12 protein-coding genes are annotated in these 12,938 nt (G+C 29.8%); all 12 read right to left on the bottom strand.

Annotated features, from left to right (window positions below; genetic code table 11):
- Positions 1–26: 26 nt before the first annotated feature.
- The 12 genes from LW893_RS01945 to LW893_RS01890 all read right to left on the bottom strand — a co-directional run bounded on the left by LW893_RS01945 (position 27) and on the right by LW893_RS01890 (position 12,931).
- Complete coding sequence (locus LW893_RS01945) at positions 27–416, bottom strand: OsmC family protein (RefSeq protein WP_233055541.1); 390 nt, start codon at positions 414–416, stop codon at positions 27–29.
- 38 nt (positions 417–454) lie between these two features.
- Positions 455–1,720, bottom strand: a complete 1,266-nt coding sequence (locus LW893_RS01940; RefSeq protein WP_233055540.1) for a DUF819 domain-containing protein — start codon at positions 1,718–1,720, stop codon at positions 455–457.
- Positions 1,721–1,798: 78 nt separating this feature from the next.
- Positions 1,799–2,530 (bottom strand): class I SAM-dependent DNA methyltransferase, encoded by a 732-nt coding sequence (locus LW893_RS01935; RefSeq protein ID WP_233055539.1) that lies wholly within the window; start codon positions 2,528–2,530, stop codon positions 1,799–1,801.
- A gap of 2 nt (positions 2,531–2,532) precedes the next feature.
- Positions 2,533–3,054, bottom strand: a complete 522-nt coding sequence (gene hpt / locus LW893_RS01930; protein WP_233055538.1) for a hypoxanthine phosphoribosyltransferase — start codon at positions 3,052–3,054, stop codon at positions 2,533–2,535.
- Complete coding sequence (locus LW893_RS01925) at positions 3,032–3,223, bottom strand: hypothetical protein (RefSeq protein ID WP_233055537.1); 192 nt, start codon at positions 3,221–3,223, stop codon at positions 3,032–3,034. The genes hpt and LW893_RS01925 overlap by 23 nt, the downstream gene beginning before the upstream one ends.
- Before the next feature lie 11 nt (positions 3,224–3,234).
- The gene (locus tag LW893_RS01920; RefSeq protein ID WP_233055536.1) at positions 3,235–5,862 is read right to left on the bottom strand and encodes a valine--tRNA ligase; all 2,628 of its coding nucleotides are present in this window, start codon (positions 5,860–5,862) and stop codon (positions 3,235–3,237) included.
- 375 nt (positions 5,863–6,237) lie between these two features.
- Positions 6,238–6,801 (bottom strand): alkyl hydroperoxide reductase subunit C, encoded by a 564-nt coding sequence (gene ahpC, locus LW893_RS01915; RefSeq protein WP_233055535.1) that lies wholly within the window; start codon positions 6,799–6,801, stop codon positions 6,238–6,240.
- A 104-nt stretch (positions 6,802–6,905) separates the two neighbouring features.
- Positions 6,906–8,066 (bottom strand): glycine/sarcosine/betaine reductase complex component C subunit alpha, encoded by a 1,161-nt coding sequence (grdD, locus tag LW893_RS01910; protein ID WP_233055534.1) that lies wholly within the window; start codon positions 8,064–8,066, stop codon positions 6,906–6,908.
- A 10-nt stretch (positions 8,067–8,076) separates the two neighbouring features.
- Positions 8,077–9,618 (bottom strand): glycine/sarcosine/betaine reductase complex component C subunit beta, encoded by a 1,542-nt coding sequence (gene grdC / locus LW893_RS01905; RefSeq protein ID WP_233055533.1) that lies wholly within the window; start codon positions 9,616–9,618, stop codon positions 8,077–8,079.
- A 129-nt stretch (positions 9,619–9,747) separates the two neighbouring features.
- Entirely contained in the window at positions 9,748–11,055 is a 1,308-nt protein-coding gene (gene grdB, locus LW893_RS01900; RefSeq protein ID WP_233055532.1) for a glycine reductase complex selenoprotein B, read from the bottom strand.
- Positions 11,056–11,107: 52 nt separating this feature from the next.
- Positions 11,108–11,572: a glycine/sarcosine/betaine reductase complex selenoprotein A gene (gene grdA, locus LW893_RS01895; RefSeq protein WP_233055531.1), complete on the bottom strand. Its 465-nt coding sequence runs from the start codon at positions 11,570–11,572 to the stop codon at positions 11,108–11,110.
- 72 nt (positions 11,573–11,644) lie between these two features.
- On the bottom strand, positions 11,645–12,931 hold the full coding sequence (locus LW893_RS01890) for a glycine/sarcosine/betaine reductase component B subunit (RefSeq protein ID WP_233055530.1): 1,287 nt from the start codon (positions 12,929–12,931) through the stop codon (positions 11,645–11,647).
- Positions 12,932–12,938: the final 7 nt, after the last annotated feature.

The following is a 12,938-nucleotide window of genomic DNA, read 5'->3' as shown; positions in this document are numbered from 1 at the left end:
GAATATGAAATCCGTGATTTTTATTTTTATATAATTTCAATATAGTGTTCTTGTTTAATATCTTTATCAATAGCTAAATTTACTGTACAAAATTTACTTGCAAGATTAATTATTTTTTCAATTTCACTTATATTAACATCTGTTTTTAAAGTGTACTTCGTTCTAATTTCTGAATATTCTTGATTTCTAAATGGAGTATCATCAATGTAATCAGTATTTACTACATCAGCTTCAATTTCTATACTTAAATCTTCAAAATTAATATTATAATACTTTGATGCTTTAATAAAAGTTAAAACCTTACAACCAGCTAGTGCTCCCATAAACATTGCTCCTGGAGTCATAAAACCAGAATTTAATTCTTTACATTTTACACTATCAGTAATAATTTTTTGACCATTACTAGTTAATACCATTTCTCCATTTTTTTCTAATTTAATTGCACAAATCATAATTAAAACAATTTTAATATATTACCAATAAATACACCATAATAATTACCGATAACATATCCTAGGATACCAACTAACATTCCTGGTACAACTAATTGATTCCATCCTCTTGCAATAGCTAGTGCTGCCGCAGTTGTAGGTCCACCAATATTAGCATTTGATGCTATACAAATTTCTTCAACTGAATATTTGAAAATTTTACCAAAAATGAAAGAAACAATCATATTAATAACTACAATAATTATACAAAATACTAATAACCATGGTGCTTTCTTAAGAATTATTTCTATAGAAGCTGGGGCACCAATAGCACCAAAGAATATGTGAATCAAATAAGTTCCAATTTCATCAGCACCAGAAATTTTAGATAAAATCTTTGTATAAGTTGCTAAAATTACAGTAATAGTAGTCATTAATAGATATTTACTACCTACTAATCCAAATAATAAATCGACTAAGAATTTTAAGCCAGTTCCCATTGAAGTAGTATCTGGTTTAAATCCAGAAATAAATCCACCTAATTCTGTAGAAATTGCAACTATTGCAAATGATATAGAAATAACTTTTGCAACATCTAATAAAGAAATATCTTTTTTTGCCCAAAATTGAGCAGATTTATTTTCACCAACATTCCCTAATTTTTCCATTTCATCTTCATAAGGATGAGTATAATGTTTTCTAAAGAACTTCATTGTAGGTATTATTGTTAAACTAACAAAATATATTCCCATAAATAAGTTATCAGCTACAACTGCAGATCCAAGTAAACCTTTATCATTTAAAGGAAATGCGTCTGACATAGCAGTTAAGTTCATACTACCACCTGTATAAGTTCCTACCATCATTGCGCTTAACTTATAAAGCTCTGGAATAAAACTTCTTAATAAGAAAAAGGCTACAAAAGCTCCTAAAATAGTACCTAAACCGCTAAGTAAATAGATACCAATTATTCTACCTGATTCTTTCCAAACCTTCTTTAAATCTGCTTTAAATAGAAGCATAGGAATTGCAAGCGGTACTACCCAACCCCAGACAATATCATAGGCTTTAGTGTCTTCAGCAGGAATAATTTTCACATTTGATAAAAACATTGTAAAAGCTAATGCTAAAATACATCCAGTTACTTTACCAGCCCAGCTGTATGTTTGTTCTAGATAAATACTAAATGCGGCTATTGCACAAAGTATAGCTAAAAGCACTAATGTATTATCAATTTTAATAAGTGACCAATATTGTTGTTTTGCCACTTCTTCTGTTAAAAAAAACATATATAAACCTCCTTAAAAATATATGGAATGCTTTTCACATCCTTTTTAATTATATACTTACTATATAATTTTGTCAAATTAAATTTTTAATATAAATAATGTTCTATATGTTGTTTTTTCTTTATTTTGGAAAGTTTCAAAATCCTTAATATCCATAATTTTCAATTCGTTTTTTTCAAATAATTGGATTATATCATTTTCTGAGTGTATATATTGTCTCTGAAATTCTTTAATTTTTTCATAAGTATTATTTTTATTTTTTATAAAAAAATCAATTTCAAAATCAATGTAATTTTTTTTGATATAGTTTCTCCAAACATAAAAAAAATCTTCTTCTTCGTATACAAAAGTATTATTCCCTAAGTATTCTTTAAGTTTATATTCTGTATTAATATCAAACATTAAAATAGAATTTTCATTCATCTGTTTTTTTGCATTTTTTAAAAAAAGATCAATTTCATCTATTGTTTTTATATAATTTAAAACATCAAAAAAACAACATATTAAATCATATTTTTTACTAGACATAAAAGTTCTAATATCACCTTTTAAAATATTTACATTCTTATAATCTATTAATTTATTATATGCTATAGATAACATTTCATCAGAAATATCAAAACCATCAACATTAAATCCTCTTTTTAATAGAGTTTCTGTTAAGTTTCCACTTCCCATACCACACTCTAATACATTTTTTACATCTATTTGATATTGTTGACAAATTTTTATAAGATTAGAGGCAAGTAGTTCGTAGTCTACTTGCCTTTTCATAAGATCATCATAAATATAAGAAAATCTATTGTACATGATTAATCCTCATATGAAAATATATATGGAATATTTCTATATTTACTTCCATAATTTAATCCATATCCAACTATAAACCAGTCTTCAATTTCATAACCAAAATAATCAGGAGTAATATCTACTTGTCTTCTACTAGGCTTATCTAGCATAACACATGTCTTTATACTTCTAGGATTTTTACTTTGAATATATTCTTTAATATTCTTTAAAGTATTTCCAGAGTCCATAATATCATCAACTATAAGAACATCTTTTCCTTCTACATTTTCTCTTAAATCAGAAATAATATTAACTTTTCCAGAAGATATTTCAGCATCTTCATAAGAAGAAGTTGTTATAAAATCAACTACAATAGGAGTATCAATTTCTCTAACTAAATCAGCAAGAAACACGAAACTTCCTCTTAAAAGACCTATTGCAACTAATTCTTTACCAGAATAGTCTTTTGAAATTTGTTTACCAAGTTCTTTTATCCTATTAGAAATTTCTTCTCTTGTAAATCTAATAACCTCTCTTTTGTTCATCAAAATAATCCTCCTTTGCAATTTTTTTGTTTTTTTCAAAGTCTAACTTCTTTTTCTCTGAATCTTTAATTTCTTTTAAAATAATCAATATTTTATTTAAAGTATATTGAATACTAACTAGTATTACAATTAAAAAAGTCATAAATATAACATTAAAATCAACATTCATAGTATCACCTATTAGTTATTTTTAATTTTTTCAATACTTGATAAAATTTCATTATAAATATTTTTATATTTTTCTAATTTTTCTTTCTCCTCGTTAACAACTTTTTCAGGAGCATTATTTACAAATTTTTCATTAGAAAGTTTTGAGGATGCCCTCTTAATTTCTGATTCATATTTTTGTAAATCTTGATTCAATTTTTCTAGTTCTTTTTCATAGTCTACTAACCCATCTAATGGAATATAAATTTTCTGATTATTACTTATTACAACCATTGAATTATCAATTTCTTCATCTTTATCCATCACAATTACTTCAGAACAAGAAGCTAAAAATCTATATAGATGTTCTAATTCTACAGTATATTTTTTTGTTACTTCATTATTTGAAATAAAAAATAAATCTGATTTTTTTGAAGGAGGAATATTTTTTTCGCTTCTTTTATTTCTTATAGCAGTTATAGTTTCTATTAAATTTTCGACTTCTAATTCTTCTTCAATAAATATACATTTTCTATCATAAATAGGAAATTCCGCATTAATTAGTTTTTCTTTTACATTTGGTAAGAAAGAATATATTTCTTCAGTAATAAAAGGCATGAAAGGATGTAATAATTTTAGAATATTATTCAACACATAAACTAATACTGACTTTGCAACAAGTTTATTTTCTAAATTATCACCATATAATCTGGTTTTAGAAAATTCAATATACCAATCACAAAATTCATTCCAGATAAAATCATAAATTTTTGCTGAAGCTAAGCCAAATTCAAATTTAGATAAATTTAAAGATAATTCTTCAATTGTTCTATTTAATCTTGTTAAAATCCATTTATCTTCAACTTCAATTTTATTAAAGTCTATATCATAAATTTCATCTTCATTTAAATTCATTAGGACAAATCTTGAAGCATTCCAAAGTTTATTTGCAAAATTTCTATTTGATTCTACTCTCTTTTCATAGAATCTCATATCATTACCTGGAGTGTTTCCTCCAACTAATGTAAATCTTAAAGCATCCGCACCATATTTATCTATAATTTCTAGCGGATCAATACCATTACCCAATGACTTACTCATTTTTCTACCAAGTTCATCTCTAATTAGCCCTGTAAAATATACATTTTTAAAAGGTACTTCTTTTAGATTATATAAACTAGAAAACACCATTCTAATTACCCAGAAAAATAGAATGTCATAACCCGTAACTAATGTTTCTGTTGGAAAAAAGTATTCTAAGTCAGATGTTTCATTAGGCCATCCAAGAGTTGAAAATGGCCATAATGCAGAAGAAAACCAAGTATCTAGTGTATCTTCATCTCTAACAAAAGTTTTTCCATCTTCTTTTGGTTCAGTTCTACTTACTACAACATCTCCACTTTCCTTGCAATAATATACAGGAAGTCTATGACCCCACCACAATTGACGAGAAATACACCAATCTTTAATATTATCTAACCAATTAATATAAACTTTCCCAAATCTTTCAGGAATAATATTTAATTTCCCATCTAAATATGCTTTTTTTGCTGGTTTTGCTAATTCTTCCATTTTTACAAACCATTGTTTTGAAATAATTGGTTCTATAGTAGTTTTGCATCTTTCACAATGTCCGACTGCATGATTATGTGGTTCTATTTTTATTAAATAACCTTGAGATTCTAATTCTTTTACAATTTCTTTTCTAGCTTCATTTCTCTCCAGACCAGAAAATTTGCTAAATCCTTCAGCTATTTTTCCATCATAATCCATCATTAATTTTTGTCCTAAATTATGTCTTTTTCCAACTTCAAAGTCATTTGGGTCATGTGAAGGAGTTATTTTAACACAACCTGTACCAAATTCCATATCCACATAGTCATCTGCAATTAATGGTATTTCCTTATTTAAAATTGGTAAAATTAAAGTCTTGCCAACTTTATCTTTATATCTATCATCATCTGGGTGTACTGCAACAGCTAAATCTCCTAACATTGTTTCAGGTCTTGTTGTTGCTATTGTTAAATATTCATCACTATCTTTAAAAAAGTATTTTATATGATAAAAATTTCCTTCTTCCTCCATATGTTCTACTTCTGCATCTGAAATTGCAGTACCGCAATTACAACACCAATTAACAATTCTATCTCCTCTATAAATTAAACCATCATTATACATTTTTATAAATACTTCTTCAACTGCTTTTGATAAATTTTCATCTAATGTAAATGCATCTCTAGACCAATCGCAAGAAACCCCTAATGTTTTAAGTTGATTTTTTATGTTTCCACCATATTTTTCAGTCCAATCCCAAGCTTCTTTTAAAAAGCCATCTCTACCTAGTTTTTCTTTGGAATTTCCATCATTTTTTATTTTTTCGACAACTTTAGCTTCTGTTGAAATGGATGCATGATCAGTACCAGGAACCCAAAGTGCTTCATAGCCACTCATTCTCTTCCAACGAATTAAAATATCTTGGATAGTATTATTTAATGCATGACCTAAATGTAAATTACCTGTTACATTTGGAGGCGGCATAACAATAGTATATGGCGTCTTATTTGGATTAACTTCAGCTACAAAATCTTTATCTTCTAGCCAACTATTATAAATTTTCTTTTCAAAATCTTTTGGATTATAAGTTTTTTCTAAATTTTTCATAGTACCTCCTATAAATAATAATATTAATATTTGTTTTATATGAATACATTTTTAAAAAATAGTGTACTAAATAAAAAAACTTCATCCTAATTATAGGACGAAGTTATCGCGGTACCACCTAATTTTCATAAAATGACTCTCTTAATTTATAACGTAATTACCCGTCTTTCAAAGCTAAAAAGCTACCTTCATAAAAAATAAACTGAATTTTTTCACCAAACAAATTCTCTCTAAAAATTTCTTTTAAACTACTCCTCTTTTATCTGCTCATATTCAATTGTTTTAGTATAAAAAATATTAGATATATTATATCATGAAAACAATTAAATTTCAACAAAAAAGACCAGAAAATATTCTGGTCTAAATAAATTTTTATTAGATTTTACCAACTAAGTCTAATCCTGGTGTTAAAGTTTCATCACCTGGTTCCCATCTTGCAGGACAAACTTTGTCACCATGTTTAGCTACGAATTGAGCTGCTTGAACTTTTCTTAATAATTCTTTAGCATTTCTTCCAATTCCATTAGCATTTACTTCATAAAGAACAATTTCACCTTGAGGGTTAACAACGAATGTACCTCTTAATGCTTGACCTTCTCCTTCAATTAAAACACCAAATTGTTCTGAAAGAGCTAAAGCTCTATCTGAAATCATTGGATACTGAATTTTTCTAATTGTTTCAGAAGCATCCCACCAAGCCTTATGAACGAATTCAGAATCAGTAGATACTGAATAAATTTCACAACCAATTGCTTTAAATTTATCATAACTTAAAGCTAAGTCTTCTAATTCTGTTGGACATACAAATGTAAAATCTCCTGGGTAGAAGAAGAATACACTCCATTTTCCTTCTAAATCTTTGTTTGATACTCTTATTAGATCTCCATCATAATATGCTGGAACATCAAATTCTTCAATTTTTTTTCCGATTAAACTCATATTAATACCTCCTATTTTTGCCTTTTTACTAAGACAATATAATTATACCACTTTTCTATGTTTTCAAACAAAAAGAGAGCTAAAAGCTCTCTTTAAATTTAATATTAAGAAATATATCCTTCTTTTGTTAAGATTTCTTTAGATTTTTCAAGATTTGCATCATTTACCATGACAACTGGTCCAGTACATCCCATTCCAGTTTTTGCAAAAATATTATTTTTCCATAAAGCAACCTTAGCATCTTCAAGTTCAAGAATATCAATACCACTAATTGTAGCAGTAGCTTGCTCTTCTGCTGGACATTTAACATCTTCTTCTGGTTCTGCTTTTTTAGCTCCAGCTGAAGTAATTTTTTCTAAAATAGCTTTAAGACCAGCTTTATTTGCTTTTTCAAATTCTTTTTTAGAAACTTCTTTGATATTTCCTTTTACTAATTGGCCTGCATAGCTCATAGCATTAGCAATTACAGGGAATCCAGATGCTCTAGATATAATTAATACTAATCTATCATATCCTTCACCAATTCCAGGACCGTAACCATAACCCATAGCTTCAAAGCCTCCACCAGTAGTATATGAAGAGAATACTTTCATTAATAGGTTACCAGTTAATGTGTCGTTAACCATAACATCTGGAACGCCTTGTAATAAGTCATTTCCTCTCATTAATACTCCACCGTCAGCTCTATTTGATTCAGCAAAGTTTATATCATATCCATTTTCTTTTAATTCTTTAAATGCTCTTTCTACAGAAACTGCATTATCTAAATTTAAAATGCCAACTGTAGGATTTTCAATACCTAAAGCTTTCGCAACAATGATACCATAGATACCATTTTTTACCATTCCTTCTACTCTATGTGCAGAAGATGTTCCTGTTGTTGTTGCAATAATCATTTCTTTAGCAGCAGCAGGTGTTACAACTCTACCAACAGTAGATACACCGATTGGGAAACTATAATGCATAGTTACACAACCATCAATTTCTCCACTATCTAAAAGTGATTCCATTACTTTATAACCTTCTTCTTCATTAGCAACAACATATTGTTTTAATGAAGTTTCTACTTCTGGTCCTATTATACAATATTCAACACTTTTATCTCTAGATTGAGCTAATTCAGCACCCTTAACAACATTTTCCAATCCGTGTTCACTGCCTAAAGTTGTAACAGCAATTCTTGGTCTTGATGTAAAAGCACCAGTTTCTAAACCAGTAGCAATTTCTTCAAAGACATTACCAATTACTTTTTTTATATCAGACATTAAATCACCTCTATTCTTCAATTAAAGAAGATGCAAAATTTCTCATTGCTTCAGCAACTAATTTCTTAACTTCTTCTTTAGAAACTCCAGAGTTATCTTCTAATTCACCTGAATTTCTTTCTAAAACAATTGAAACACCATCAAATAAGTTAGTCATTCTTCCTAAGAATAATGATCCTTTACCTATAATCATAGCTCTATTTAAATCACCTGAAGTTAAATCTTCACGGCAGAATCCTAAATAAGGAACTCCTGAAGGTATATGTCCTTGAGTTGGAGCCCATCCTTCCATACCATGATTTTCTATAAAATCATTTATTTCAGTTTTTTCTAATTGTTTTTTCATTACTCCTAATGCTCCAATCATCTTAAAGTTAGCATTTGGAACATCTCCAGCTCCTGCTGGTTTTGTAATATCTGGGTTTTGCATTTCAGCTGAATATTTATCAACATCTTTAACTGTTAAATTAGCTTTTTCTAATGGAGCAGTAACTAATGATGACATTACAGCTTGTGGTGAAGAACCTGTTCCCACAGTATGTCTTCCAACTATATCTGTTCTTAAAATTGGGTTTACTCCATCATTTTCAGAAATTAATGCAGCAAATCCACCAATACAGTCTTCTAATATTGGTAAACCTTTTTTAATGTGATCTTTACCATTCATACCTAATTTAGCAGTACATCCACCTGCTACTATAACAACATTTTTAAATGTTCCAGCATGTACATGTGATGAAGCTGTAATTAATGTATGAGTAGGAGCAGCGCAAAATCCTCTTAAGTCAGATCCTGAAGCATTATCAAATCCAGCTAATTCAGCTATAGATTTTGCGAAGTTACCACCACCTCTTTGGTTCATATCACCACATGCTTCTTCTGAACATTCAATTACATATTCTACTTCGTTAGGATCTAAATTATTCTTTGCTACTAAATGTAAAGCTGCTAATAATCCAGATGCTTTTGTTACTAAGTTTTCAAGCATAACATGAGCAGATAAGTTAACATCTACATCATGAGCTCTAGTAACAACACCTACTAATTTATCTTCAAAAAATAATCCTTCAGCATGATTATCCATATGTCCTTCAAGAACTGATTGTTCAACACCTTCCTTTAATCTAGCAAGTAAACCTTCATTAATTAATGGGTGTTTTTCTAAATCTGCTTTTACTAATTCAGTAAATTCTTTATTAAGTAAAACTAAATCAAAAGCATCACAAATCTTCATAAGACCTATAAATTCATGTTCTGGCATTATTTCACCATATTTACCATCTCTTGGAGCACCTACTAAATATTTTTCAGGATCTGACCATGGTTGTGGTACTGCCTTTAAATCTTCAGGTCTTTTGTTACCAATATAAACTTGGTTTGGTAAATAGTTTAATACTTCTTCATATTTTCTAATATGATTTGGTATTTCCTTTAAATAGTCTGAATCAGGATTTAAAGCCTTTTCAGTAGTTTGAGTTGTTCCATTTTGGATTATCATGTCTGGTGCATGAACTAATACGTAAGAAGTTCCTTTTAATACAGGAAAATTCATCTTAATTACCTCCTTTAATATAAAAAACAGATAGCATAGTATGTATTCTATATAAGCCAACTACCCTTAGTAATAGCATACCATTAAATTAAAAAGGTGTCAATACTTGACACCTTTTTTATTAAAAAATTATTCAAATATTGTTTGTCCTTCAACTTCAGTTGATAAAGCATTTAATGCTTTTTTAACAATACCCATTCTTAATGCATATTCTTCTTCAGCAGATAATTTAGGATTACCTAATGGGTGAGGAATTGCTACAGCAGGAACGATTCTGTTAGCTCCTACTGTTAATGAAATTGGAGTTACTGTACAAACGTGTACTACTGGAATTCCAGCTCTCTCAACTTCTTTTACCATCGTTGCACCGCAACGAGTACAAGTACCTCAAGTAGATGTTAATATAACTGCATCTACTCCATCAGCAACTAATTCTTTACTAAACTCTTCTGCAAATGCTTTAGAAGAAGCTACTGCTGTACCATTTCCTACTGTTGTATAGAAATATCTATGAAGACTTCCAATTTCACCATTCTTTTCAAGTTCTCTTAAAACGTCAACTGGTAAAACTCTATCTGAATCTTGGTTAGCATAAACAGGGTCATAACCACCGTGTGCAGTTTCCCATTCACCTTCTTTAAGATCCATAACACCTTCAATATCATATTTTCCATATTTTGAAGCAGATGAAGATTCAATATGGTCAGGATTTCCATGAGGAACTATACCACCAGATGTTACTAAAGCAATTTTAGCTTTTCTAATATCTTTAACAGCTGGATTTGGATCTACTCTGTCAAAGTTTGGCATTGGGAATTCAGTTTCGAATTCTTCTCCCTTTAACTTTTTGATCATCATATTAACAGCTCTCTTACCACCGAATTCTTCTCTGAAAATATTCTTTCTAATTCCTCTTTCAATGTATCCTTCTTCAGCTGGAGAACCAATTTTTTCTCCTCTAACAAGTTTCATTGCAAGTGGAACCATTTTGCTTACAGCATCTTTCATACCTGCAGCACTATTTTTAGTTGAAACTACATATATGCTCTTCTTAAACATATCTGCACCTGGGTTTTCAATATACATACCAGTTAAAGCTGGAATTCCTAGTTCATTTTGAACTGCTTCAGTAATTGTACCAGCAGCAACTCCATAACGACCAGCATTGAATGCAGGACCAGCTATGAATAAATCTGGATTGTATTTCTTAACCATTTCTAAAACTTCTGCTTTAGCTTGGTCCATATTTTCACCAAAATAGCTATCACCACAAATAATAGTAGCAACTATTTCAGCTTCACCGTTAAAACCAGCATTTAATGCTAAACCAGGTCCGATTTTTTCTTCTCTAACTTCTGGTTTATAATCTGCCTTTTCTTCTCCACCTATTCCAGCAAAGAATTGGTTTATATAGTGAACTACTCTTAATTTTTCCACACTAATCACCTCTCTATCATATATTTATATATGATTTTATCTTAATTACAAATTATAATGAATTTCTAATTTCACTTACAGCTTCAATTATAGCATCACAGTCAAGAACCATTTCCATCATACCAATTTGGTCATCATAAACTGATTCATCAACTTCTGCTTTAAATTCAGGTTCAACTGCGTGATATACTTTAAGTCCTAACTGAACTCCTGCTAATGGACCTGCGAAAGTTGGGTCACCTGTTGTAACAGTTTCAGCTGCTAATGCTGCTGATTCTGCTTCAGATGCTCCTAAAAGAACTACACAGTTTTCTACTCCGTATTTTTCTGCTAATTCTTTTACTCTTCTTTGATTTTCTAAGTCCATTGCTCCTGCTGCAGTTCAGACAAAACATTCAGTTGCTGAAAATACTATTTCTGCAGGAGTTGTAGCGACACATTCTTCTATAGCTGGTCCTGGTATACCATCTCTATCGCCGATTATGATTACTTTTGTGTTTTCTGTAAAAAGTGCCATATCGCTTACACATCCTTTCTTAATTTTTATTTTCGATTAATTTTATATAATATTCCGTTTTTATAATAGATTTTAATAGCCAGTAGCTGATAATCTATTAAATCCTAATTCGTTAGTTGCTCCAGTAATTGCTTGTAATTCTACCATGATTGAGCCATCTTCTCTTAATGATCCATCAAATCCACCAGCAATAATGTCAACATAATCTAAAGTTCCAATAACTTTATCCATCTTAGGTAATACGATAGTTTCGTTAGCGTTACCACCAGTTACTACTGCGTTTGCAGCTACGTCAGCGTCAGCTAATGATTGGCTGGCACCATCTCTACCTGCATATTCGTCAGTGATTATAACAGTCTTAACACCTTTACCTTCGATTTTCTTACAGTTCATAATTAAGTCTGTATCTGGGTTACCGAATCCTTCTTGTGATACGATAGCTCCATCAAGATTTAAAAATTCACATAATTTAGCAGTCCAGTTTGATGATCTTTCTTTATCTGCTAAATATACATTTTCATTAGTGATAATAACACCAACGAAGTTAATTTCTTTTCCGTGTTGTTCATACATTGCTCTAACAACAGGGTTATTTAAGTGATGATATGTTGTATTCTTATCACATGAAGATACACAGTTACCACTTAAGATAGCTCCATCCATCAATTCAGTTGGATATAATAAAGTAGGAACTATTTGTTTTGCATCTACACCATAAACATATGTATCATGTAATAATCCTTGAGATTGTAACATTTGTACATAAGCTACTTTTGGTAAATGTTTTAATTCTTCAGCTTGTTCAAATAATGGTTTAGTTTCAAATACTTCTACTTCATCTGGTTCAACTTCTTTACCAGCTAATCCAAGATAAGTAGCAGCTTTTAATCCTGCCATTCTAACAGCTTTTTCATAAGCATGAGTAGCAACTCCTTCAGCTGGTTCCACTATTAAAACTATATTATTAGTTTTTGAAAATGGTGTATATTCAGCTCCAGGTCCTTGCATATCAACAATACCTTCTTGGAAACCTACTATTTTACCAACTGTCATTACTGCTGCTCCCTTAAGAACATGAGTTCTTCCTGAACCAACTACATCAACTTTTGAAATCATTCCAGGGAATACTCCGCCTGCTCCGTTAACCTTTACTCTTGGTTCTACAACATCCTTAATTGGAGTAATTCTTACACTTTCACCTGGTTTTGCAAGATCTACGTCTACTGATTTTAAGTGTTCATCATCCATTAAATGAGCAATTAGCTCTTCTTTATTAATGTATAAAACACCTTTGTCAACTTTTGTTTCTGAACAAAATTTAACATCGTTAATTAAGATTTTTCCTAATTCTAGACGCATATACTCA

Source organism: Parvimonas micra, from assembly GCF_021300775.1.
Taxonomy (GTDB): Bacteria; Bacillota; Clostridia; order Tissierellales; family Peptoniphilaceae; genus Parvimonas.
The sequence above is the reverse complement of the archived record's forward strand: the minus strand, read 5'-3'. Positions and strand labels throughout refer to the sequence as shown.